We start from the raw sequence: 24,162 nt of genomic DNA on the forward strand, positions 1-24,162 counted from the left end.
TATGTTAAATATACCATTCGAATTTAATAAAGACAAGGTTCCTGACCTAATAGACCTATTGCCAAGTATGCCTGTCGATATGTTTGTGAAAGTTGCTGATCAAAATGGATCTGTTTCATTAGAAGAGGAAGAGTTTTTGGAGAAGGTTAGTAAAGCTGCTAAAAATGCATGCCACCCAGTTTTAAGAGGAATCAGTGCAATCGGTGTATTGCTTGCTACTGCTACAGAAGAAGTTCCACTTGAAACTTTTAATGATATTGGCTGGTTAATCCAGTCACTTGGTGAGCAAGTTTCTGCTTTGAATAACGTTCAAAGTGAAGCAGAAGTACTTTTAGGTGCTAGCCGCAAAAACAAAATCTCTAAAGGTAATGGAGGATTAATGTCATGAATATGCTTATAAACCAAGAAACATTAATTTCTGTTATTGATAGAGATATTGGTGGTGAAGTTCAACCATGCGTAGATGCGCGTGAGTTGCATAAATGGCTCAAGTCAGGAGAAATGTTTTCTAAGTGGATTGTTAGCCGCATAAAGAAGTATGGGTTTGATGAGAATCAAGACTTTACTTGCTATTGGGAAATTTCCCAAACCCAAACTAAGACAGGGCGAAAGGGTAAAGCAAGGATTAAAACTTATATTCTTTCATTGGATATGGCTAAAGAACTTTCCATGGTTGAAAACAATGAACAAGGTCGGGTTGCAAGGCGTTATTTTATTAATTGTGAAAAAGCATTACGCCAAACAGCATTTGGATTAATGAATCAGTTTAATAAAGCAGTTTTAGAGTTTGAGAAATTCACCGAAATAGCTTCAAATGCTGGGCGAACTTTATGTTTAGTTGGAAAACAATACAAACCACAAGCATTAAGTAGGGTTGAGGAGTTGAAACAAAAGATTACTCCTTTACTTCCATTCGAAGAAGATGAGATGCAAGCTTAAATTCGACAGGAACCCGCCTAGTGCGGGTTTTCTTTATGTGACATTTAATGATCAGTTTGTTAAAGTTAGTACACTTTATAATAAACGGTAAAAACCATGAAACAAGTCATTTTAAGTCTTTTATTAGTTTTAAGCTCATTAAGTGTTGCGGAAGCAGGTAGAGGGAGACAACCGTGCTCTGGTAAGAAAGGTGGGATAAGTCATTGCGATGGTAGTAAGTTTGTTTGTAATGATGGTTCCATCAGTGCTTCTAAAAAGATCTGCTCTAGATAGGTGATGTGATGGGATTGAATTTTAGAAAAAGTATAAAAATTGCTCCTGGAATCCGTGTCAATATTAGTAAAAAAGGGCTATCAAGTGTTTCTGTGGGTGGGAAAGGTGCACGTGTAAATGTAAGTAAGAAGGGTACTCGCACAACAGTAGGTATTCCAGGTACTGGTCTTTCTTATACAACAAATACCAGCTACAAGAAGTCAAAAGGGACTTTAAATGACCCTATTCACTTAATACAACAAGAAGGTTTAGGTAAAGAAAAAAGAAACATTTTAGTTTCTATTCTTTTATGGATAGGGATTCTATGGGCGCCTTATATTTTTGCATGGTTCACTTTGCAAAGAAAATACTCCAATACTGAGAGATTTATTGCTTTTGGTTGGCTGATAATTGTTGTAATAGCAATGTTGATTAAATAACAATGAAGCTAATAATAATTTTATCATGCCTATTGCTTAGTTTGATTAGTATTAATGTATTGGCAGATAGTGATAGTGCTGACCCAAATAGACTGGAAGAACTTGCAAAAACACTTTCTTCCGGCTCATATCCGCATCCAAACGATATTGAGTTGCCAAAGGTGAATTACTCTAATTTGCCTTCTATAAGGAAGTCAATTGAGCAAGGTGATCGGCAAATAGGTAATGAAAGCAAAAATAGAAAATCTCAAAAGATGCATAGTAAAAATGCACAATTAGGATGTTCATGTAGCTCATATAAATATTGTATTGGTCCACGCGGTGGTAGGTATTGCTATACTTCAGGCGGAAATAAATCTTACAGATAGGTTAATTATGAATAAATTATTTTTACTTGGTTTAACGGTTTTGTTAACAGGGTGTGTGACTCCCGTAACTCAAATGATGAATAATAATTTTAGTGATATTGAACCAACTAAACCTCAAGCAACAGGTATCTGGACAACTACTGTTGGTGCAGGGCTTTCAACTATTAAATTGAGCGAAGATGGTAATGGGATTCTTTGTGAAGACACAAGTGGGCACCTTAACCTGAATAGACTAAAGTATTCAAATGGGCAACTTTATGCTCAAAATGGAATGATCTTAAAAGTAATTTCTCTTAATCAAGATATTTTAGAAGCGAAAACAACTTTATCCGCTTTTAATATTAATATGGTTTACAAGAAAGATAGTGACCTTAAAGCTGCATCCCTTAAGTGTGCCAAAGAGTTATAGAACTAATTTTTTAAATAAACCCGACCAAGTGTCGGGTTTTTTATTGCCTAGAATTTGGAGAATGAAATGCCTGAATCTGTAAGCCGCTTGGTTATTGTGGTCGATGCCAAAGATGGCAAAAAAGAAGTCGATGCTTTAGATAAGTCTCTAGGTAATGCTGAGAAACAAGGCGATAAGACTGCAAAATCAATTAAAAATGTAGGTCAAGAGACAGGTAAAACTACTGATTTATTCTCCAAATTTAAGGAACAAATTAATTCATCTCTTGGCAATACACGCATTGGGTCTGTTATTGGTGATGTCACTGAAAAAGTTGCAGCTTTGCGTGGTGGCGCTTTGATGACAGGTGCAGCACTTACAGGAATGGCGGTGGGTGGTGCAGCAGTAGCACTTGCTGGACTTTCTGCAATGGCAATTCAAGCCGCTAAAGCTGATGCTGAGATGATTGTTTTAGCAAATAGAGCAAACACTAGCACACAGAACTTTCAAATCCTTTCTCATGCTGCTGAACAACTTGGAATGTCGCAAGATGGTTTGGCACAGTCATTGGCAGATGCACAAGAAAAGCTTGGTGAATTCACTGCTAGTGGTGGTGGAGGTGAGGCAGCAGACTTCTTTGATGCCTTAAAAAATAACACCAAAATGACAGATGCAGAGATTCAAAAATTTGCGAAGACTTTGCAGGGTAAAGATGGTGTTGAAGCACTTCAGCTAATGAAAGATAAGCTTGATAGTGTTGGAGCATCTGCACAAGAACAAAGATTTGTCTTTGAAAGTCTAGGTAATGATTTAGGTAATTTACTTCCATTGTTCGAAAATGGAGGGGCTTTATTAGATCGTTATGGAGAGGCATTAACAGAAGCGGGGATTATCAAAAGCAAAGAAGCTATTGAACAGTCTCGACTGCTTGCTGCTCAAACTAAGTCAGTTCAAACTCGTTTTGAGGGATTTAAAACCCAATTAGCATCTCAGACGATGCCTGTCTTGAACTCACTTTTAAGTAGTTTCTTACAAGGGGCTGAAGATGGTGGCCAATTTGGTTCCGTAATTCAATCTGTAGGTGTAATTGCCAAGGGTGTGGCAGTAGGAATTATTGGTCTAGCAAGTGCAATTCAGGTCGTTATACGACTCATTCAAGGCTTTGTAGAACAAGCAGCAAACGTTGGCGCTACTTATGCAAATGTGATGACAGCTGATGGAGTTGTTGCTAAAGGGCAAGCTCTAGTAAATGGTTTTAAAAATGGTTGGTCTATCGCCAGTGATACTGTAAACGATTCAGTAGCGACCATTAAAGGCTCCATGAAGTCCATGAATGATGTGCTAGATGCATCAGTTCCTAAACTTGATAAGTTAGGTCAGTTGTACTACGACACTAGTGGAGCAATAGACAAAACTAACAAGGGCCTTAAAACAAACGCAAAAGAAGCTAAAGATGCAGAGAATGCTGCAAAGAAAGCTGCTCAAGAGTCGAAAAAGCATGCTCAAGAATTAAAGAAGATCAATGAAGAACGTCTCAAAATTCAATATGAGTATTCTGATAAATCCAAACAAATTGAAATGGATTTACAGAAGGAAATTGAACGCTTGCAAAAATACGGCATGACTCAATATGTCTCTGTGGCGATTCAGAAAGCAAATGATGCAAAGCTCATTAGTGATGCTCAACTTGCTTATGATCTTTACTCCTTCAAGATGAATGAGCAAGAGAAACTTAACGCAAAAACTAAGGTTGAAGGACTGAGAATCCAGAAGAGTCGTGAATATAACGCAGAGGAAAAGAAGTCTCGTTTAAAAGCCTTAAAGGAACAATACGATTATGAAACTAACCTAATAAATCTTGCTGCTGAACAAAGAAAACGTGCTTATGAGCAGACTTATAGTAATTCACTAAGAGATATTCAACAGGCTAGAGCGCTCTTGGCAGCACCCAAGGGAGAACGCGAAGGTTTATCAACGCAGTTCGGGGAAAGTAATGCAATGTCTGATAATGACAATGCATTATTGAATGAACAAGATAACTTAAAAACAAAACTAGCCAAAGGTGAAATTCTAACTCTTGAATACAACAAGCGTATTGAGGATGCTGTTAGGCTCCATGAGGAGACCAAGCATAAGATACAAGAGGAATATGCAGAAAAGTATCAGGACTTGCAGAATACGCAATATCAGGCTGAATTGGGTATGTATAACAACCTTTTATCTCAAGCGTCTAATGTTTGGGGTGGGTTTACTCAGTTAATTAAAGATAGTGCAGGCGAACAGTCTGCTGCATATAAGTCTATGTTCTTGATGCAACAAACAATGGCAATTGCATCTGCTCTCGTTTCAACTCATTTGGCTGCTGCACAAGTAATGGCCGATCCTTCTGCATTAACGCTTGCCCAAAAAACAAGTTATGCAGCAATGATTACAGGTTTGGGTTATGCGAATGTAGGATTAATCGCTGCTCAGACAATTGCAGGTATCGCTGGCTTCTCTTCCGGCGGCTACACAGGCAACATGGGCCGTGGTGATGTTGCTGGTGTAGTTCATGGTCAGGAATATGTATTGAATGCCGCAGCGACTAAGCGAGTCGGTGTTGATACACTGAATGCCATTAACTCAGGGCAAAGTCTTGAGAAAGCTACTTCTAATCAACCTATTGTTAATATCTATAACTTGCCGGGGCAGACTGCTGAGGTAACTCAGAATAATGACGGATCTTTGGATGTTCGCATTAGGCAGATTGCTGGCGAAGTTGCGGAGCAGGTTTTCTTACAGGGAATTCAAAACCCTAATAGTAGAATCAGCAAGGCATTCAAGCAAAACTACAATGCAACACCTAGACGGCAATAATTAGTAGCCACTTCGGTGGCTATTAAATTTATTCTTTGATAAATTCTAATCTTCTTAATTAAACTTTATGGAAAAGAAGAATGAGTAGAAATGATACTAATTTATTGATAAAAGCAATTTCAGAAAATGCACATCGAAATGAAGATTACCCAGATTTCTATGTAACAGTCGGGGTTGGTGGCAGCGTAATTACTGGCACTGCAATCAGTGAAGAAGAATTTTTCGAACTCGAAGAAAATTCACTTTGGAAGGAATTCTTTTATTCCCATATCAAAGAGCCGAGAGAAAAGATAATTAAAAAGTTAGATGATGGTGAGGAAATTAAATTTCCAGACTCACTTAAAGAACGTTTTTTGTATCTTAAAGATGCAAAATATATTCAAAACTCAAAATTGTTCCCAGCTGCGGGCAGACCATTAAGTATTCAGATCCGTGTTTCTGATATTTCAACTTTAAGCCTTGTTGAATTTTGTCAGGGCAAGCCTGCTGATGAGCAAAACCCTTAATTAAAAGTACAGGCATAAGAGAAGAACCGTAAGCGGTATGTAAGTAAAACCGTTTGACGTATCACGTATAAAAGAGAACAAACGAATAGCTGTCTACGGGCGGCTTTTTCTATTTCTGAATGCGGAAAAACCGCATGAGGAATTAAAAAAGATGGGATTTTAAAATCCATAAAAGCAAAAACCCCGATGTTGACGCATCGGGGTTTTTTACAACTTAACCAGAGCAAGATTATGGAGATTTACAATCTATATGAATAATCATACATCAAAATCACAGTTAAAGGTAGATGGTAAAATGAGTGAATCAGGTGCCGATCGTGTCGGATTATTACAAGGTGTAGCTTATATAATTATTGCTCTTTCTGTTCTGATTACAGCAGTTGGAGGTGTACTTTGGCTCTTAAAATAATCTCTAAACTTAAATTTTAAAACCGACCCAATATGAGGTCGGTTTTTTAATGTCTAAAATTCAGGAAAGGCAAATATGAGAAAGCTATTCTTGCCACCCAATGAGCAGGACTATAACCCAACTTTGGGAGATGGGGTGTTAACCCAGCAACTCACAGTTGGGATGCCACGGCAAAGACGCAACTTTATAGGTGCAACACATGGCGTTCCGTTAAGTTGGTCGCTCGATATTGATCAAATGGAGTTACTGCTAACCTTTTATTTTGCAAATCAATATGACCCTCAGCCTTTCTTGATGGATCTGATTTTAGATTACACGGAAATTAAGGAATATCAGATAGCGTTCATAGGGGCTTTGAGATGGAGTAAACAGGGTAATTTGTGGCGGGCTAATATTGAGGCTGTTGCTAAGCCATCACCACGAAACCCAGATGAGGATAACCAGGTCATTGAAGCATGGAGACTTGGACTTATTCAAGCATCGCCATCATTAGAAAAATTAGCTAATAAAGCAGCAGCAGACGCTCTGGAGCCATTCCTATGAGTGATATTACTGAATTTCATTTGGATTCTAGCCCATCAGTTGTTTTGCTTGAATGTATTGAAGTGAAGCATAGCTTGTGGCCGAACCCACTTCGATATGTGACTAATCATGCAAATGGCATAACAGTTACCCATGAAGATTCGACCCAAGCTGTTTATGAGTATATGCCCCTAGCCATCCAGAAAGGCAAGACCTCTGATGATCTGGACCAATCTATCAACATAACGATAGGGGAATTGGGGCAGATAGTGCCGCAACTAATCAAGATCATTCTTGATGCGAACAGCGAAGAGAAGCCACAAGTAATTTATCGCTCTTATTTGTCGAGTGACTTAACTGCTCCAGTTGATGTTATTCAGGGTTTAGAAGTTGAAACAATGAATCAAGACTATCAGGCCTGTACTTTTGAAGCTGCAGCACAAAGATTAAATAGCGTTGGAACTGGACGTATTTATACAACTGATATGTTCCCAAGTTTAAAAGGGTTCTTCTGATGAAAAGTATTGATAGTTTGCTAGATCGACACTATGACCCGCAAAACTATCATTGTGTTCATTTTTTGCTTGAAGCTGCCCATTTTATTTTTGACAAGGATTACTCCAGTTCTTTTATTGGTTTGACTGGATCGCTGCACGAGACATTAAAAACATCACGCAATACAGCTGTAAAAAACAGGCGAATTGATCACCCAATTGACGGCTCCATTGTCCTGATGACAAATCACAATCAAAGCTCCCATGTGGGGCTTTTTTATTGTGGGCGTGTTTTGCACCTCACTGAGCTTGGTGTTCACTATTTAAACATTCAAGTATTGAAGAAGTTCTACAAACGGATTCGCTATTATGAGCCGATTACGCATATTCACAAATCCAATTGATGGACAAGACAATGTTCTACATGTTCGCACTGATCGGGTTCTTGAAGCATTTAAATACATAAAGAAAAAACATCCCCAAGCACGAATTTACTTGCAGCCAGCATGTGCCCACAATGATGTTACGCCTACTAATAAAATTGATGAAGCATCACTATTAATGTTGTCCAAAAAGCATGACTTTGATGTTGTGTGTGAAGCAGGTGAGCCAGCAACAATTATTGCTGTGGTGTCCCTTGTAGTATCTCTAGCATTCTCAATTTATACAATTTTGACTATGCCAGATGCGAACAAAGGTGTAGAAAAAACTTCATCTAACAATAAACTTGGCAACCGCGAAAATACACAACGAATTGGTGGTCGCATTCCTGATCCATTCGGTACTGTTCTAGCAATCCCGGATCTTATTGCTCCACCACTTCGATACTTTCAAAACAATGTCGAAATTGAAGAATGTTTGATGTGCTTGGGTCGTGGTTATTATGAAATATCAGATGTGAAAGAGGGTGAAACTTCAATCAACCAGATTGATGGCGAGTCCGTTTCTGTATATGACCCAAATCAAAGCCTTGATACTACTAACCCAATGTATCGCTATGGGGATGTTTTAAATTACGCTCCGCTAGTTGGTAAGCAATCCCGAAGCATTACAGGGCAAACGCTTTTAAATCCAAGCTCTGCGCGTGTTGTTGAAAATACAATCACCTTTACTTATCCAAACGTTATTAATGTCGCTACAACAGCTTTCGTAAATGGCGAAACTATTTCTATTGAAGGTGCTCAATACGGGGTTAAAGATCAACTGTTATCGGGAACTGTAGATATAGGTCTTGACTATGTATTAACAGTTGCAACAAGTACAGATATTTACCAGCCTCAAAACTTCAAAGGCCTAACGATCCAAGCGTTACTAATAGACGATCCAGTAGAGGGGACTCTAGATTTAGCTGGAGTTTACGAAGTAAGTAATATTGTTAAATCAGGTAGTGCTGGTTCATGGGTATATGAGATCTCATTAGGTAATCCGCAAGCTGTTAACCAGAATTTCTTGAAGATGACAGAAGCGGCCTCTAGCTCTATTTCTGGCACACTCACAGATAACATCGACAGTATGGACCTAGATGGAACATACACAATCAATATTAACTCAGGCACAACTATCACCTTGTCGGCGCCTGATGTCATCAATCCAGATTGGTTGAAACTTCAGAATTGGGGCAGTACAGCAGGCAATATGGTTGGCTTATATGGTTCTCAAGAGAATTGGTTGGGGTGGTATGAAACCGACACAGAAGGCGACCAAATATTTGCTAACTTCAATGGCCCCCAAGGTCTATATCATATTGGCGAGAAGGGCTATAAAGAGGTTATTGGTGTTCAGCTGGAAATGGAGTATCAACTTCTAAATTCAAATGGTTCGCCTACAGGTTCGATATATAGTATTTCTGAAAACCTTTTTGGCAATCCTCAGAGTATTGCCAGCCCTGTAGGCTTGACTTTGAAAGCAACACTGCCATCTACTAGCCGTCTTAGATATCGCCTGAGACGTCTTACTGTGCATTCTTCAAAGGGTACAGTAGTCGATGAAGTTCAAGCGCATTCTGTTTATATCATGACGGCTTTAACTAAGCTTTCTTACGATGATGTAACTTTAGTTCGCACAGTTACTGTTACGAATGACATTACATCTGGAGTAAAAAAGCGTGAGTTAAATATGCTAGCTACGCGCAAAGTGTATTCTTATGAAACCGGTACTCAGTCTGTAGAGCGTATTGCATCTAACAAGTTTGCTGACATCGTTTGTGCCGTTACTACAGATGATTATATTGGCCGTAGATCAATAGACACCATCGATATTCAAGACTTGTATGCAACTCAAAGTCAGATCCAGAACTATTTCGGAACTTCTAAGGCTATTGAGTTTAACTACACGTTTGATAATGACAACATGTCATACGAAGAGACCCTTGCAACTATAGCATCTTCTGTCTTTTGTAATGCACGAAGAACATCAGGGAAAATCTATTCTCAATTTGAGAAGGTGAATCCATCGTCATCAATATTGTTTAACCATCGCAATAAAAAGCCTCAGTCTGAGACTGTGACAACTCGGTTTGGCAAGGACAAGCAATATGATGGTGTTGAAGCGACGTGGCGTAATGCTAGTGAAAACTACACAGAAGAGTCAATTAAGCTTCCGAATGACGGTATCACCAATCCGAAGAAAATTGATTTGATAGGTGTTACGAATAAAGTTCAAGCGCATTTCTTGGCACATCGAGCATGGAACAGGATTAAGTATCAAAGAGAGACAATTCAATTCACTGCCTACGGTGAAGCGGATTTAGTCACTATTAATGATCGCATTGCAGTAGTGAAAGATTCTATCCCTACATTGGTTCCGCTGGGCGAAGAAGGTGGTTTTACATCTGGAGAAATTGAAGCTTGGACTGGTCAAAATATCCAAATCTCTCAGCCTGTCCATTTGGATGCAGCTAGGGCATACACAATTCATCTGCAATTAGCAAATGGCTCAGTAGAAACAATGCTGGTCACACAAGGAGTAGATGAATGGCACTTAGTTTTAGAGCGTTTACCAATACTGCCATTGATCACTAGTTCTGATGGAAAAGTTACAGCAACGAATTATTCAATCACACTGTCAAATGAATTAGATAGTGAGGCTTATCTCATTTCTGAAAAATCGCCGAGCGCCACTTTTGAAAGTGAGATTACTGCTGTGAACTATGACGAACGTTACTACTCAAATGATAGTGATTACATCAACAACCTAATTCCATAAATCAAGATTAACCACAAGCCCGCTTTATGCGGGCTTTTTTATTGGGTGTAAAAATATGTCAGATTTACAAACCAAAGTAGATAACTCAATTGTCGACATGGGGACAGTTGAAGAGTTCACGAGTGCCGATGAGTTTACAGATATAATTAGTCGATTAGGGCGTATTTTTCCAAGCCTTGCAAAAGCTATTCGCACACTGATGGAAACTGGCGGCTGGAAAGCTTACAGTACTGAAGTTGAGCTATTAGCTACCGTTCCAACAGTCAACCCATCAGTTGGATATGCTTTTGACACCAAAAAGCTTTATAAGTGGAATGGCACTGTCTGGATTGACGAAGGGCTGAGCCCATTAGATTTATCTAAAGACTACGTAAATCAAAAAACAAATCCACTCTTAACATCGTTATTGGTTTCACTAAGTGTGCTTGATAAAACGATAACGTCTGATACAAGTGTTGCGCTTAAAGAAGTATCAAAAATGCTCATCAAAAATGTAAAAAATACAAGTGAAACTAGCAAGTTAACTGTTTCTATTGATAACAATTCCGAAAACTCAGCATCTATTGTTCTTTTACCAAATGAGTCTGTGTCGAATAATATTCAAACAGACCTTTGGTCAAAATTGAGCATGAATAGTGCAGACTTTACAAAAGTTGTTGTTGCGGGAACAAATGGCTGGCGTATTCAGTATCAGTATTATGCGTATGCATTTGACAAAGCAGTTGATAAGTATAATGTTTTTGATAAAAATTCTATCTTTGAAAGCCGCACTCAAGTCAATCTAGAGTCAGCTACGGGAATTGCTATTTCAAGCCATGGCGGTGGATATCTGCAATTCTATGTACCAACATCTGTGTTAACAGCTGCAGGCTTACCGAACAATGCAGAAGCAGCAGATGGTTATCTAATTCCGCGCATCGCTCAATCGGACATCTTTGCAATTCAAAGAAACTCAACTTTAACAAAAAATATTGATGAGATTCTTTTGAATAAAGGCTCTTTAGTGGTTGATTTCACTGGTAATCATACATCTACTTTAGAAACTTATGTGCTTGAAAAGCCGAAGGTACTTGATGTGACAAATCTTGACTTTAAACAGTATATCGCAGATGTAAAAAATAGTACTGGCGTTGCTTTAACTAACCAGCCGATTGAATTAAAAGTAAATTTTAATTACGGTGAAGTTGCAAGCAACGAGCACTTAATTGTTTTAGATGAATCCGGCAATGAGTATGAATGTCAATTTGGTGATGAATATCACGTGAATCACCGTTTTGATAAGTCCACGGGTTTTTATGCAGATGGCTCATTAAGATCAGGCACAATTGTAATTTATGACTCATTAGCAATTAATGAGAAGAAAAGTTATGTTGTTCGTGCATATCAGCAAGTTGTTCGTGATTCAATTAAACCTGAACTTGTATTTGATTCTGTAAATAATCGGTACTCAATTGATTTTGATGGCTTCACATACTATTTCACTAAAGATAATAGTTATTATCTAAAATCGATTGTGAATGGCTCTACTACACATAACATCAAATACAGCACAAGAATCCGTGCTTTTGACCTAGCCTCTTACGTATTTGCTGGCGATGCAAGTATTAAGCTAGTTAACGCCGGGGATAACTATGTTGAAGTTGAAACGGTTGTATACAATCAAGCTGTTTCTACGTTAGCTGCAAATCAGCTTAAAGCGCGAACTAGAACAAAAATATTCAAAGCTGGAAAAGTAAAGATTGAGACTGCAATTATCTGTGTGAATCAGATTGATGGTCCAACAATTTGCGGCTTGATGGGCGAGATTTATAACTCAGACGTGACGTCAAATGCAGGTTCTACAAACCCTGTGACTGCATCATTGTCTGACTTCTATCGAACGCTCACATACAGCAAAAATGGCACAGTGAACATTCTTCCGCTTTATTATCACGGTGATAACAACCGAGGTGACACGGTCGCATACGGCCCGATTCGTGACATGTATTTAGGCCAAGTACTCACAACATCTTATTATCAGTGTCGAATTGGTTTCACTCAAGAACCGACTAGCGAATCTGCAACTACGTGGGATTATGAAAAAAATTGGGCGTTTGTACATGGCTTTTTTATTGATCTCAAGTCAAATCTTACAGATCCGAAATCAATATGCGATAGAGCTTACAATCAGACCACTGGATTTTTAGGCACTGGTCAGCGTATTGCTGTGACTCGCAGAAACTTACTCGGCCGTATGGCTGAATATGTGTCTGGCGCTGATGAGTGGTGGGAAGACTTCTATGCACCAGCTTCCAACGACACGCTTAAGATGTATGCTGCAAAAATTGTTTCAGCACTAGCATTCAACAGCGGTTCTATTGATGAAATTTACACACAGTTTATTGCTTCAACAAATGCGCGATTCGGTTCGAATCTAGGGGCTGCGTGGAAGAACGGAACTTTTTCACTATCGTTTGGGACTCGTAATACGATTCCAGCTTTGCAGTGGCTTTATTTTTACTATCTTAAAAATGGAGATACAGTAAAAGTCGATGCATTAAAAGCTTTGATACAGCCTTTAGCAACAGAATTTGTAATCTATTACAACTCAAAGGGAGGTATCGGAAATGTTGGCTCGGGTTCTGATGTGGGTGCTGGCAACATTATTCTCGCTGGTTATCGTGTGTTAGCTTTAGCACATAAAATGGGTCTTGATACAGATAACAGTATTAAGACTGTTATTGATAATCTACTCACAAATGTTCATTCAAATTATCAGATTTGTAAGAACTATGTGAATGATGCTAAGTCAGCTCGTTATACACAAACAATCTGGCTGCATTATCATGCGTTTGCGATTTATAGCTATGTCATCGGTAACAAGTTGATGAACTATGAAAACTCGATTGATGTTCAGTCGTGGTTGCTAGCAAACATCAATGGAAATGGTATGCCGAAAGACATGCAAGCAAATCAAGCTGAGTCTAGACGCGGTGGGCGTAATACTCTTGCATTTATGTCTGCACCGTTCTTATTCACTAAATCGAATTCAGGGATTAATGCTGTTAGCGAGATGTTTAAGCAGCTTGATTTTGAAGAGAAAGGTGAAGTCAGTAATGTGCCGATTTTCGGGTTTAAGCGCTTCACACAAGAGTCTGTAGATTCAGACACAGTGATGACAGCCGAAGCTTTTGCAGACATTTGGTTGAGCTTTTACTTTAATCTTTATTAATAAATCAACTTAATAAGACCCGCTTCGAGCGGGTTTTTTTATTGCCGGAATTAGGGGGAAGGCATGGAATTTTGGAAATTCATTCAGGAGTTTCTACAAACTTTTGGCACAGCAATCACTTCATTTTTTATGGGGTTCATTATGGCTTATTTCCGAACGAAGAAAAAACTAGGTAAGGCTGATTGGGCAGAGTCCATTATGTGTGGGCTTTTTTCAGTTGGTGTCTGGTCTTTACTTGAGTGGCTAAATGTCCCGCAGATTGTATCTGTTGGTATCGCTTCTGGCATTGGTTATATGGGCACTCATTTTGTTAGTAACTTAATTGAAAAGCGAGTGAATAGAAATGAGTAAAACCACAAGCAATGCAGGGCTAAATCTCATCAAAGGTTTTGAAGGTAAGCGCCTTAATGCTTACGATGATGGGGTAGGGGTTTGGACAATTGGATTTGGAACTATTAAATATCCTAATGGTGTCAGAGTTAAAAAAGGTGATACCTGCACAGAACAGCAAGCGGATACTTATTTGAAAAATGATTTAACTAAGTTTGAAGTAGCTATTAATAAATTAGTTAAAGTGCCTCTTACTCAAAATCAATTCGATGCACTAGCATCTTTCACATATAACCTTGGTGAAACTAATTTAGCCAATTCAACCCTATTAAAGAAGCTCAATAAAGGCGACTATCAAGGCGCTGCTGACCAATTCCTTGTCTGGAATAGGGCAGGCGGTAAAGTTATGAAAGGTTTAGTTCGTCGCAGAGAAGCTGAACGAGCACTCTTTTTAAAGAAGTAACTTATATGTGTAAGCGTACTAAGGTTGCATCCATCATCACATTGCTGTGCTTCCTTTTCTCAGGTTGCACAGCTCACACTATTAATAGTAACGTTAATGTCTCTATTTGTGTGAGAGCGCTTTAATGTCCAGTCAGCTAATTAAGATTCATGATTTTGCCAATACTCGAACAGAGGACCTTTTAGCAGATCTAGACAAAAGCGGAGAGGTCACTAAAATTTATGACCGTAACGGCAATGAACTAAAAATTAATTTCTTGCGTGAAGAAGTCTATTATAAAAAAACTTGGTGGAAGTTTAGTAAGAAACAAAAGAGCTAATTTTCTTTATGTGTACAGAAGTGTGTACATACATTGAAAACTAGCTATTTAAGTTTAACGTAACTTATTGAATATAAAAATTAAAATTATATTAATCAGGTATTCTTAGCACAAATAGTCGCCTGAATCCAGATATTACCGCGAATATATTCGCCAATATTAAAGTTTTTATACAAATCGTTTTTGGTCGCAATGCGCACTAATATGGCAGGAAGATCATCTTCTAAAACCAAAGTGACATCATAAAGGGTATATTCTGCCCCCATAAATGTCATAGAAGTTTTACCAACAATATTACCTTGGAACCATGCTTCATCTTCTTGACCAAGATTTTCGCCATATAAATAAGCGACCATTTTAGAAAAATCAACGGTTACAGGTTCTTGATCTTCTGGAGTTTTTGGTTGCCATTCATTAATGAGTTCCTGTAAGTTTTCAGGAGCAACACCATTATGTTCAGTTAAAATTGCATTTAATGCACGGTGATGTTTAATAGAAGCGGGGTCATCAACAATGATTTTTTCACCTGCTGGAACAGGTTCTAATTCATAAGCCCATGCATTAAATTGGACTTGATAGTTTTGATTTTTATCATATTGACAGTAGTTAACACTAAATAAATTATCAAATGCATAAACAGTTGTATTTTTATTTAATCTTAAACTTAACACGGCTTGTGTAGCAGAGTCGCAAGTAATGATGCGTTCAATTTTCGCATTATATTGATATGGACTTTCAAAACTTGGGAAGGCTGTTTTAAGCGCGCGAGGTTTTTGATTTTCAACAGCAATAATTTGATTGATGGTAACTTTTTGGTCTTGTGGACCTTGAATGAGCCAAAAAGATTGATCCATGTCTTCTTCATGTTCACACAAACCCATTGGCATTACAGGTGCATCAAGTGCCAGTCCTAACCATTTTGGTACATCTGTTTCGGGATGGGAGGTCAATAGATTCCAATGTTCTCCATGACTACCAAAATTTTGGTCATTTACTTTAATAACTTCTGGACTGTTTTGATTTTTCATAAGCACGATGCTGTTGGGTTCACATTACTTGTTATATTAAATCGAGGGTGTTTGCTATTTTTCAAGTCACCATATGTAAATTCTCTTGTAAAAGCGCGTATTTAGTCATTTAAGGGGAAGCAACGTTTCTATTTATAAGTTAAAAGTACGTTTAACTTATAAAAAATTTAAATGTTGAAATTAAAAATCAGTTTAATCGTTATTTTTACTCACCTTAGAAAAGCATCTGTTAGACTAATATTTTTAGTGGAAATAGAGAATAACGTGCTGCCATTTAAGCTATGGGTAGACGCAGACGCCTTACCGAAAATTTTACGTGAAGTGATTTTACGTGCATCAGATCGTTATCAATTAGAAGTCATTTTTGTAGCCAATCAAAATGTTGGGATTACGCCTTCTGTTCGTATTAAATCAATACAGGTTTTAAGTGGTGCCGATCAGGCAGATAAAGAAATAGTTGATCGTATGGTTGAAAATGACATTGTCATTACGCAGGATATTCCACTGGCAGCTCAGGTGATCGAGAAAGGTGGAGTTGCTATTCATCCCCGTGGTGAAGTCTATACAACGGCGAATGTTAAAGCGCGTTTACATCTACGTGATTTCATGGATACGCTCCGTGGTGCAGGTGTGCAAACTGGTGGACCGCCTCCTATTTCCGAACGAGATAAACGTGAATTTTCAAGTTCATTAGATCAAACGATTTTAAAGCAAAAACGTAAAACAGCTAAGTGAGCATCGCATGCCATCGCAAACCAATTTGGCTCTAACCTATGCCTTGTTAGTGTTTATCTGGGCAACAACTCCGTTGGCAATTGTCTGGAGTGTGTCTGATCTACATCTGATGTGGGCATTGTTATTACGCTTTTTTATTGCATTGCCTTTGGCTGTCATCATATTACTAATTTTGAGAACACCTTTTCCAACGCATCGACAAGCAGTTCATAGCTACATTGCCGGATCTTTTAGCTTAATTGGTTCTCAAATTTTCACTTATGCCGCGACCCAATATTTAAGTTCAGGCATGATTGCGCTTATGTTTGGCTTAGCACCGATTATGGCGGGGCTTATTGGTCGGTTTGCTTTTGGCCAACAACTTTATAAGCTGCAATGGTTGGGTATGGCAATTGCGGTCTGTGGGCTAGCTATTATTTGTCTGAGCGGTGCGAATCAGCATGTACACCCGTTTGGTATTGTTCTTATGCTGATCAGTGTGTTTGTTTATTCATTTTCAATTTTCTGGGTTAAGAAAGTTAATGCACAGATCCAGCCGATGGCTCAGGCAACAGGCTCTATTTTAGTGTCTTCTATTTTTGCTAGTTGTTTTATTCCATTTATTTGGCAATATGCACCGACACATTTGCCAGAAGCCAAATCACTATTTGCCCTAATTTATACGGTACTCATGGCTTCACTCGTTGCCATGTTCTGTTATTTCAAACTTATACAAAATATTCAGGCAACGACTTTATCTTTAACGACAGTTATTACCCCTATGTTAGCGATGATCATTGGGGCTGCTTTAAACCATGAACAACTTTCAATTATGGTTTTTGTAGGTGCTTTCATTATCTTGTCTGGACTCTTTTTATATTTCTATAAAGATATTCAGGCAAACCGGAACTTTGCTCAACATATGAAGTCTAAATAGGAGAAGATTTGGGTAATTTGTTGAGCTTATTCATTAAATTGTTCTAATTCGTAGCGAAATGCACGATCAAATTGATCTCCCAACTCAACTAGTAGAAAATAGCGCAGCAATATAATATTAGGATTATTAAGGATAAGTCAGAACTTACTGATTTTTAAACCTTAATACAGCATCTAACGGTATGGCCAAATAGTAGATGTTGGTGCAATTTGCCATCAACATCTTATATTTTCCATCAATGACCTTGGATTTAGAAGGTATGTTTAAACCAATCTCACTGTATATAGGGTTGAGATATACTCGCGCAAGACGCAGTAATCATTTTATTTCTTTTATTGCATTGGTTTCGATGGTCGGTTTGACACTAGGTGTCGCTGTGCTGATTACAGTACTTTCTGTCATGAACGGTTTCGATCGCGAATTGAAAAACCGTGTGTTAGGAATGGTGCCGCAAGCAACAGTTTCATCTACACAAATCCTCACGGATTGGCCTGAACTCGTGAAGCGAGTTGAACATCATCCACATGTAACAGGGGTTGCACCTTTTACGCAATTGCAAGGTATGTTAACTGCGCAAGGGCAAGTCGCTGGTATTATGGTGACGGGTATTGACCCAAAATATGAAAAGAATGTCTCTATTATTCAAAATCATATTGTTGCCGGAAGCTTAGATTCACTTAAAAAAGGTGAATTTGGTATTGTTCTTGGTAAAGATATGGCTGATTCATTGGGCTTACGTCTAAATGATAGTGTGACATTGGTTTTACCAGAAGCAACACCGTCTCCAGCAGGTGTTGTACCTCGTTTCAAGCGTTTTAAAGTGGTTGGTATTTTTAGTGTAGGCGCTGAAGTCGACTCTATGGTGGGTTATATCGCCCTATACGATGCTTCAACTTTATTACGCTTACCAGATGGTGCCCAAGGTGTCCGTTTAAAACTAGATGATATTTTTGCAGCGCCACAAGTTGCTGACGACTTAGTAAAAAGTTTACCAAACAATTTCTATGCTACGAACTGGACCTATACGCATGGTAATTTATTTAATGCCATTCAAATGGAAAAAACTCTAGTCGGTTTATTGCTTGTCCTTATTATTGTGGTTGCAGCATTTAATATTGTTTCATCATTGGTCATGGTGGTGACTGATAAAAAATCTGATATCGCAATTTTGCGTACATTAGGTGCTTCGCCGTCGATGATCACTAAAATATTTATGGTTCAAGGTACCGTGATTGGGGTGATTGGTACAGTTGCAGGTACGGTTTTAGGTGTAATTTTAGCTTTAACCATTAGCGATATCATTTCATGGTTTAACAATGTGTTGGGCTTAAATCTATTTGATGCTTACTTTGTACATTACCTTCCTTCTTATTTGAGATGGCAAGATGTGACGATTATCGTGATTGTTTCTTTACTTTTAAGCTTCTTGGCGACTATTTATCCGGCGCTTCGTGCTGCCAAAGTTCAACCTGCCGAGGCTCTGCGCTATGAGTAAAATTGTTTTAGAAGCGAAAGAAATATATAAACATTTTGATGACGGTAAATCTAAAGTTGAAGTCATTAAAGGTCTTTCTTTACAAGTTGAAGCAGGGCAGTTTGTTTCGATTGTTGGTGCGAGTGGTTCTGGTAAAAGTACTTTGCTTCATGTACTAGGTGGTTTAGAGCAGCCAACTCAAGGGCAAGTATTTTTAAATGGTCAGCGTTTTGATAATTTAGGTGAAGCTGAACGTGGTTTTCAGCGCAACCAATACCTCGGTTTTGTTTATCAATTTCATCATTTATTACCTGAGTTTTCTGCGCTTGAAAATGTCGCGATGCCTTTAATGCTTCGTGCAGATAGCCAATTTAAATCTGTAAAAGCGCAAGCTGAATATTTACTTGATCGAGTTGGGTTATCTCATCGTATGGATCATAAGCCAGGGGAGCTTTCGGGTGGTGAGCGCCAACGTGTGGCTTTAGCGCGTGCTTTAGTCACTAAACCTGCGGTTGTTCTGGCTGATGAACCTACAGGTAATTTAGACCGTAAAACAGCTCTAGGTATTTTTGAGTTACTGACCGATCTGAAGAAAGAACTCAACATGGCGATGTTAATTGTGACCCATGATGAGCATTTAGCTCAGGCTGCTGATTCTATTTTGCACATGCAAGATGGACTATGGGTGAGTGGTTCTTAAAAATTGTCATTAAATCACATTGTTAAAGCCCACTGAGTTGGGCTTTAATTTTGCCCCTAAAAAGATAACGATATGACTTGAATGTTAAAACTTATTTTAATGGGGTGGATTGGGGGTATTGTATTTATGGGGATAGATATCCCTTTAATAATGCAATATGGGTGGTTAGGTAAAGTCTTGCTTGTTATCGGCTTTATTCTTTATATTTTTAAGAGAAATTTATTCTTAAATCGCCCCATATTAAAAGCTATTTACTGTCTAGTCTGTGCTATTAGTCTTTTTACTATAGGACATCAATATGCTCAGCATGCCTTAAATGAAAGATTAGAACTGCGACAAATGCAGCTTAAATCTTTAGATATTATCGTGTATGTCGATCGTATAAGTGAAGAAAAAGAAGATAAAACACAACAACCCGTTCAGGTACTAGGGCAGTCCCTACATCCCGTCAATTGGCTATTATATTTAAAAAATCAAAAAGTAATCTCAGCTATAGATGAGCCAAAATTACAATTAGGTCATTATTATCGAATTTCTGGCAAAACCAAACCTGCTCATAGTTACGCAGTGGCTGGTGTTTTTGACCAAGAACAATGGTTCATTCAACGAAATATAATGTCCGCTTTTAGTGTTCAGCATATTGAGCCTTTAAGCTCTGATGAAATTTATCAGTTGGGTTATCAACATCATTTAAAAGAGCAACAAAAATTCTTTAACAGACAAAAGTTAAATGTAGAAAAGTTGCGCCTAACATTTAGATTAATGTTAAAACAATCTCCTTTGCAAAATAAAGGTCTGTTATTAGCTTTGTTAACAGGGGACGAAAGTCTCTTAAATGATGAGATTAAAAATCAATTTAAGGAATTAGGAATCTCTCATCTGTTAGCCATTTCAGGGCCTCATGTACTCATTTTTGCTATCATGTTGTCTTGGGTATTACATCAATTAATAAGACGTTATTATCCGCAGCTTTATTTGCGTCAACCTAAACAAATTTGGACCATGATTCCATTATGTTTTGGTGTTTTGATTTATACGGCATTTGTTGGTTTTGAAATTCCTGCCTTAAGAACTTTACTCTCAGTATTTTTATTTGCTTCTTTGGTATTGATTAAAGTGCCTGTTAAACCATTTTCACTCTTGGTTTATAGTGCAAGTCTACTTTTACTTTTCGATCCCTTCAGTGTTTTATCCGCAGGTTTTTGGCTGTCTTATGGTTCTTGCTTTATTTTATTACGGATTTATCAAACTATAGAGCAGGCTCCAAATGTTGTTTCAACTAGTCTGTTATCTAGAATCATTCTTTTCAGTAAAATTTTAATTGAATCTCAAGGCAAAATATTTATTGCCTTATGTCCCTTAATGCTGATTTTCTTTCAACAGATTTCATGGGTTGCTCCTTTTACAAATATTATTGCAGTTCCTTTACTCGGAGGAGTGATTGTTCCTTTAAATATTTTTGCAGCTTGTGTATGGCTTATTTTTAAATCATTCGGAAATTTACTTTTTCAAATTAATGACGTCCTGATTAGTATAGTACTGTCATGTTTTAATCTTTTAGAAAAGTTATCTCTACCATTACAAGGTTTTAGCCTGACACCACTTGCTTTAGTTTGCCTTAGCTTCGTTATTATTATCTTATTTTTACCGCGTGGGGTTTTACCAAAATCTTGGGGGCTAATATGCTGTTTACCCTTGATCATTCCAGATAAGTCGTCCCAGCAAGTTCAATTAAATATTATAGACGTAGGACAGGGGCAAGCTATTTTCTTGCAGCACCCGCAGCAGACATGGCTCATCGATACGGGTGGGTCTTATGATGAGAAAGCTTTTAGTATTGGTCAAAATGTGGTGATTCCATATTTACGTCAAAAGGGAATTAAACAACTGGATCACGTCGTACTGTCTCATCTTGATCAAGATCATAGCGGAGCATTTCCTTCAATCGCTCAGGCTTTTCCTATTAAACAAGTCATATCAAATGAACGATGGACAGAGCAAATTAAAGAACCATTTACCTATTGTCATCAAGGTCAAAAATGGCAATATCCACAATTAGATATTGAAATCCTTTGGCCTAAAGAAAAAGATTTAAACTTAGTTTCTTCAAATCAAAATCAATATTCTTGTGTGGTTTATATTCATTTAAAACAGATAAATGGCTATCAAAATTATTTAATTATGGGTGATGCAGGGTGGGAAGCAGAATATCAACTCATGAAAGAATATCCTGATTTCAAGGTAGATGTTCTGGTATTAGGTCATCATGGAAGTAAACATAGTTCAGCTTACGACTTCTTAGCGACGTTAAACCCCAAGCTTGTTGTTGCTTCTGCTGGCTTTAATAATCGTTATGGTCATCCAAGCAAAGAGGTTTTAGCGAGAATACAAGAGCTTAATATTCCATTTAAAAGCACAGTTGAGCAAGGAACATTGAGCTTTGTATCTCGCAATCAAGAGATGGTTTTATACACTCGACGTCTCGAGCGTACTTGGCTTCACAGGAATTTGTGAAGCTTCTGCTTTAAGTCTATCTACAATTTGAAGTGCTTCATTCGGATCAATATTGTAAATATTATCTAAAGCGGGATTTGCTTTAAAACGTTTATAACTCCAGTGATAGTGTTCTGGATAGTGCTGGATCAGTTGTTCAATGGCTTGATGAATAACAAAAGTTCCATCATCGGCACTACCTTCGTAAATCTTCTCATCCATAGGTTCAATATGCATCGTAAAACCGTTGTGTTCATTACGAATCGCATAAAGAAATAATGCTTTGGCTTTTGTTTTTTGGATGAGCTTGGCGCTTAAATTACTTGAGGCAAGTGGTACACCAAAATAATTGATCATATCCCCACCAACATTAGGTGTATGGTCGGGTAAAATTACAGTGGTTTCGCCTTGTTTGAGTGCTTTAAAAATTTGTCGAACACCAGTCTCATCGGTAGGTACCAAGTTGGCTTGTTCACGGCTACGTGCTTCTCGAACAAAACGGTCTGCATCTTCATTTTTTACAGGCTTGTATAAAATAGTCATAGAAGTGAACTGGGCACACCAAGCATTCATGATTTCCCATGTACCAAAATGTGGAACAATCAAAACCACACCTTTTTTTGCTGCTAGTGCTTCATGAAAGTAATGTTCACCCTCAATATGGTGAATACGTGAAATATTCTTACTATTTGATGAGCCCCAAATACTTAAAAACTCGAAGTATGAGGTTAACTCGTTACGAATAGCTTGTTGTGTAATATCTATTCGTTGCTGTGGTGTTAAGTGGGGAAGAGCAATTTGTAAGTTAAGTTCTATACTTTTTGATGTTCTAGTAATTTTTAAAGTATTGACTAACCCTGCCAACATACGGGCAATAAAACGTCCAAATTGAATGGGTTGACGGCTAAAAGTTTTGAGTAAGTAATAGTTCATGCTTTTTACATCTAGTTTGGTCATCTATCGCGGTAAAAAGGAGGCAACAAGTAAAAAAAGATAAAAATATTATAAATGAAATCATATAATTTAGACAGTTTTTATCAAATCAACGTATATAATGACATCATTTTAGATTGATTTGGATTGGAATTTTATGTCCGATTGGCCACCAAAACCACAAAATGAACCTATAATCCCTAAACAAAATGGACCAGAATGGCAAATTCTTGAGAAGGCTGTACTTGCTTCAGTAGAAGAGCAACGCCGTAGTCGTCGTTGGGGTATCTTCTTTAAAACATTAACTTTTATTTATCTATTATTCATTATTGTACTCATGGGCAAAGGCTGTTCAACCAGCAAAGAAGGCTCTGCTGTAAGTAGCAGTAGTGCTCATTTGGCAGTGGTGGATATTATTGGAACGATTGATGCTTCGAGTAATCAAGCGGTAAATAGTGAAGATACGAATAAAGCGCTTAAACGTGCTTTTGAAGCCTCAAATAGTAAGGCTGTTGCACTTAACATTAACTCACCTGGCGGTTCTCCAGTTCAGTCTGATGAAATCTGGCAGGAAATTCGTTATTTGAAAAAACAGCACCCTGATAAGAAAGTCTATGCCGTTATTGGTGATATGGGGGCATCGGGTGCGTACTATATCGCTTCTGCTGCGGATGAGATTATTGTCAACCCATCAAGTTTAGTGGGCTCAATTGGTGTAATTATGCCTAACTATGGCATTACTGGTTTAGCTCAGAAGCTCGGTATTGAAGACCGCACTTTAACTGCCGGAACGAATAAAGACATTTTAAGTATGACAAAACCGATTGATCCTGTTCAAAAGCAACATATTCAATCTGTTCTTGATAATGTTCATACTCACTTTATTACCGCAGTGAAAGAAGGCCGTGGTAAGCGTTTGAAATCGAATGATCCAGCTATTTTTTCTGGCTTATTCTGGACGGGTGAACAAGCAATTCAATTAGGTGTTGCTGACCGTTCAGGTAATATTACGAGCTTGATGCGCGAACTAAACCTTGATAATAAAGTTGACTACACAATTGAGCGTAACCCACTACAATCCATTTTGGGTCGTATGGGGGCACAAATCGGGCAAGGAGTAAGTGAATCTATTGCTCAAGAGGTGCAGACTAGTCAAAGCGCAAAATTACAATAAATCTGTAT

General features: G+C 38.0%; 23 protein-coding genes and 2 pseudogenes. 22 read left to right on the top strand and 3 right to left on the bottom strand.

Annotated elements, in window-relative coordinates:
• Position 1 precedes the first annotated feature (1 nt).
• The 16 genes and pseudogenes from MKL51_RS07585 to MKL51_RS07660 all read left to right on the top strand — a co-directional run bounded on the left by MKL51_RS07585 (position 2) and on the right by MKL51_RS07660 (position 14,701).
• Entirely contained in the window at positions 2-388 is a 387-nt protein-coding gene (locus MKL51_RS07585; RefSeq protein ID WP_139887722.1) for a hypothetical protein, read from the top strand.
• Entirely contained in the window at positions 385-939 is a 555-nt protein-coding gene (locus MKL51_RS07590; protein ID WP_139887721.1) for an antA/AntB antirepressor family protein, read from the top strand. The genes MKL51_RS07585 and MKL51_RS07590 overlap by 4 nt, the downstream gene beginning before the upstream one ends.
• Before the next feature lie 96 nt (positions 940-1,035).
• Positions 1,036-1,212, top strand: coding sequence for a hypothetical protein (locus tag MKL51_RS07595; RefSeq protein WP_014466185.1), 177 nt, complete (start codon positions 1,036-1,038; stop codon positions 1,210-1,212).
• Between the two features lie 8 nt (positions 1,213-1,220).
• Positions 1,221-1,395: pseudogene (locus tag MKL51_RS20980) on the top strand (DUF4236 domain-containing protein); the annotation flags it as partial.
• Positions 1,396-2,006: 611 nt separating this feature from the next.
• Positions 2,007-2,408 carry a J517_1871 family lipoprotein gene (locus MKL51_RS07605; protein WP_110981820.1) on the top strand — a complete coding sequence of 134 codons (402 nt, stop codon included), beginning with the start codon at positions 2,007-2,009 and terminating at the stop codon, positions 2,406-2,408.
• 66 nt (positions 2,409-2,474) lie between these two features.
• Positions 2,475-5,243, top strand: a complete 2,769-nt coding sequence (locus tag MKL51_RS07610; RefSeq protein ID WP_270904270.1) for a hypothetical protein — start codon at positions 2,475-2,477, stop codon at positions 5,241-5,243.
• 80 nt (positions 5,244-5,323) lie between these two features.
• A complete protein-coding gene (locus tag MKL51_RS07615) occupies positions 5,324-5,749 on the top strand; it encodes a hypothetical protein (RefSeq protein ID WP_270904271.1) in 426 nt (141 codons plus the stop codon).
• Positions 5,750-5,999: 250 nt separating this feature from the next.
• Positions 6,000-6,158 carry a hypothetical protein gene (locus MKL51_RS07620; RefSeq protein WP_162901060.1) on the top strand — a complete coding sequence of 53 codons (159 nt, stop codon included), beginning with the start codon at positions 6,000-6,002 and terminating at the stop codon, positions 6,156-6,158.
• A 75-nt stretch (positions 6,159-6,233) separates the two neighbouring features.
• Positions 6,234-6,701 (top strand): hypothetical protein, encoded by a 468-nt coding sequence (locus tag MKL51_RS07625; protein ID WP_110138879.1) that lies wholly within the window; start codon positions 6,234-6,236, stop codon positions 6,699-6,701.
• Positions 6,698-7,195 (top strand): DUF1833 family protein, encoded by a 498-nt coding sequence (locus MKL51_RS07630; RefSeq protein ID WP_270904272.1) that lies wholly within the window; start codon positions 6,698-6,700, stop codon positions 7,193-7,195. The genes MKL51_RS07625 and MKL51_RS07630 overlap by 4 nt, the downstream gene beginning before the upstream one ends.
• The gene (locus MKL51_RS07635; protein WP_086324228.1) at positions 7,195-7,578 is read left to right on the top strand and encodes a hypothetical protein; all 384 of its coding nucleotides are present in this window, start codon (positions 7,195-7,197) and stop codon (positions 7,576-7,578) included. Before MKL51_RS07630 ends, MKL51_RS07635 begins: the two co-directional genes overlap by 1 nt.
• Entirely contained in the window at positions 7,544-10,378 is a 2,835-nt protein-coding gene (locus tag MKL51_RS07640) for a host specificity factor TipJ family phage tail protein (RefSeq protein ID WP_270904273.1), read from the top strand. The genes MKL51_RS07635 and MKL51_RS07640 overlap by 35 nt, the downstream gene beginning before the upstream one ends.
• Positions 10,379-10,433: 55 nt before the next feature.
• The gene (locus MKL51_RS07645) at positions 10,434-13,589 is read left to right on the top strand and encodes a hypothetical protein (RefSeq protein WP_270904274.1); all 3,156 of its coding nucleotides are present in this window, start codon (positions 10,434-10,436) and stop codon (positions 13,587-13,589) included.
• A gap of 63 nt (positions 13,590-13,652) precedes the next feature.
• Positions 13,653-13,940, top strand: coding sequence for a phage holin family protein (locus MKL51_RS07650; protein ID WP_000397631.1), 288 nt, complete (start codon positions 13,653-13,655; stop codon positions 13,938-13,940).
• Positions 13,933-14,382 carry a lysozyme gene (locus tag MKL51_RS07655; protein ID WP_270904275.1) on the top strand — a complete coding sequence of 150 codons (450 nt, stop codon included), beginning with the start codon at positions 13,933-13,935 and terminating at the stop codon, positions 14,380-14,382. The genes MKL51_RS07650 and MKL51_RS07655 overlap by 8 nt, the downstream gene beginning before the upstream one ends.
• A gap of 124 nt (positions 14,383-14,506) precedes the next feature.
• The gene (locus MKL51_RS07660; RefSeq protein ID WP_151305591.1) at positions 14,507-14,701 is read left to right on the top strand and encodes a hypothetical protein; all 195 of its coding nucleotides are present in this window, start codon (positions 14,507-14,509) and stop codon (positions 14,699-14,701) included.
• A 95-nt stretch (positions 14,702-14,796) separates the two neighbouring features.
• Here MKL51_RS07660 and MKL51_RS07665 read toward each other — a convergent pair whose 3' ends face one another.
• Positions 14,797-15,729 carry a hypothetical protein gene (locus MKL51_RS07665; RefSeq protein ID WP_057086101.1) on the bottom strand — a complete coding sequence of 311 codons (933 nt, stop codon included), beginning with the start codon at positions 15,727-15,729 and terminating at the stop codon, positions 14,797-14,799.
• A 246-nt stretch (positions 15,730-15,975) separates the two neighbouring features.
• Between MKL51_RS07665 and MKL51_RS07670 the strand changes: the two genes are divergently transcribed.
• Both MKL51_RS07670 and MKL51_RS07675 read left to right on the top strand, forming a co-directional pair.
• Positions 15,976-16,464, top strand: coding sequence for a YaiI/YqxD family protein (locus tag MKL51_RS07670; protein ID WP_078210287.1), 489 nt, complete (start codon positions 15,976-15,978; stop codon positions 16,462-16,464).
• 7 nt (positions 16,465-16,471) lie between these two features.
• Positions 16,472-17,380 carry a DMT family transporter gene (locus MKL51_RS07675; RefSeq protein ID WP_005067734.1) on the top strand — a complete coding sequence of 303 codons (909 nt, stop codon included), beginning with the start codon at positions 16,472-16,474 and terminating at the stop codon, positions 17,378-17,380.
• Positions 17,381-17,409: 29 nt separating this feature from the next.
• Here the strand turns inward: MKL51_RS07675 and MKL51_RS07680 are convergent.
• Positions 17,410-17,511, bottom strand: a pseudogene (locus MKL51_RS07680) (PilZ domain-containing protein); the annotation flags it as partial.
• A gap of 128 nt (positions 17,512-17,639) precedes the next feature.
• Here MKL51_RS07680 and MKL51_RS07685 point away from each other — a divergent pair.
• The 3 genes from MKL51_RS07685 to MKL51_RS07695 all read left to right on the top strand — a co-directional run bounded on the left by MKL51_RS07685 (position 17,640) and on the right by MKL51_RS07695 (position 22,068).
• Complete coding sequence (locus MKL51_RS07685; RefSeq protein WP_031944989.1) at positions 17,640-18,875, top strand: lipoprotein-releasing ABC transporter permease subunit; 1,236 nt, start codon at positions 17,640-17,642, stop codon at positions 18,873-18,875.
• Positions 18,868-19,554 carry a lipoprotein-releasing ABC transporter ATP-binding protein LolD gene (gene lolD / locus MKL51_RS07690; RefSeq protein ID WP_002118798.1) on the top strand — a complete coding sequence of 229 codons (687 nt, stop codon included), beginning with the start codon at positions 18,868-18,870 and terminating at the stop codon, positions 19,552-19,554. Before MKL51_RS07685 ends, lolD begins: the two co-directional genes overlap by 8 nt.
• Before the next feature lie 81 nt (positions 19,555-19,635).
• Positions 19,636-22,068, top strand: a complete 2,433-nt coding sequence (locus MKL51_RS07695) for a DNA internalization-related competence protein ComEC/Rec2 (protein WP_032041965.1) — start codon at positions 19,636-19,638, stop codon at positions 22,066-22,068.
• Here the strand turns inward: MKL51_RS07695 and MKL51_RS07700 are convergent.
• Positions 22,021-23,004, bottom strand: coding sequence for a lysophospholipid acyltransferase family protein (locus MKL51_RS07700; protein ID WP_080612814.1), 984 nt, complete (start codon positions 23,002-23,004; stop codon positions 22,021-22,023). The two genes, MKL51_RS07695 and MKL51_RS07700, sit on opposite strands and share 48 nt — an antisense overlap.
• Positions 23,005-23,137: 133 nt before the next feature.
• Here MKL51_RS07700 and sppA point away from each other — a divergent pair, with 133 nt between their 5' ends.
• Positions 23,138-24,154: a signal peptide peptidase SppA gene (gene sppA, locus MKL51_RS07705; RefSeq protein ID WP_002118954.1), complete on the top strand. Its 1,017-nt coding sequence runs from the start codon at positions 23,138-23,140 to the stop codon at positions 24,152-24,154.
• Positions 24,155-24,162: the final 8 nt, after the last annotated feature.

Origin of the sequence: Acinetobacter sp. AOR18_HL (assembly GCF_027855145.1) — a bacterium.
Classification (GTDB): Bacteria; Pseudomonadota; Gammaproteobacteria; order Pseudomonadales; family Moraxellaceae; genus Acinetobacter; species Acinetobacter pittii.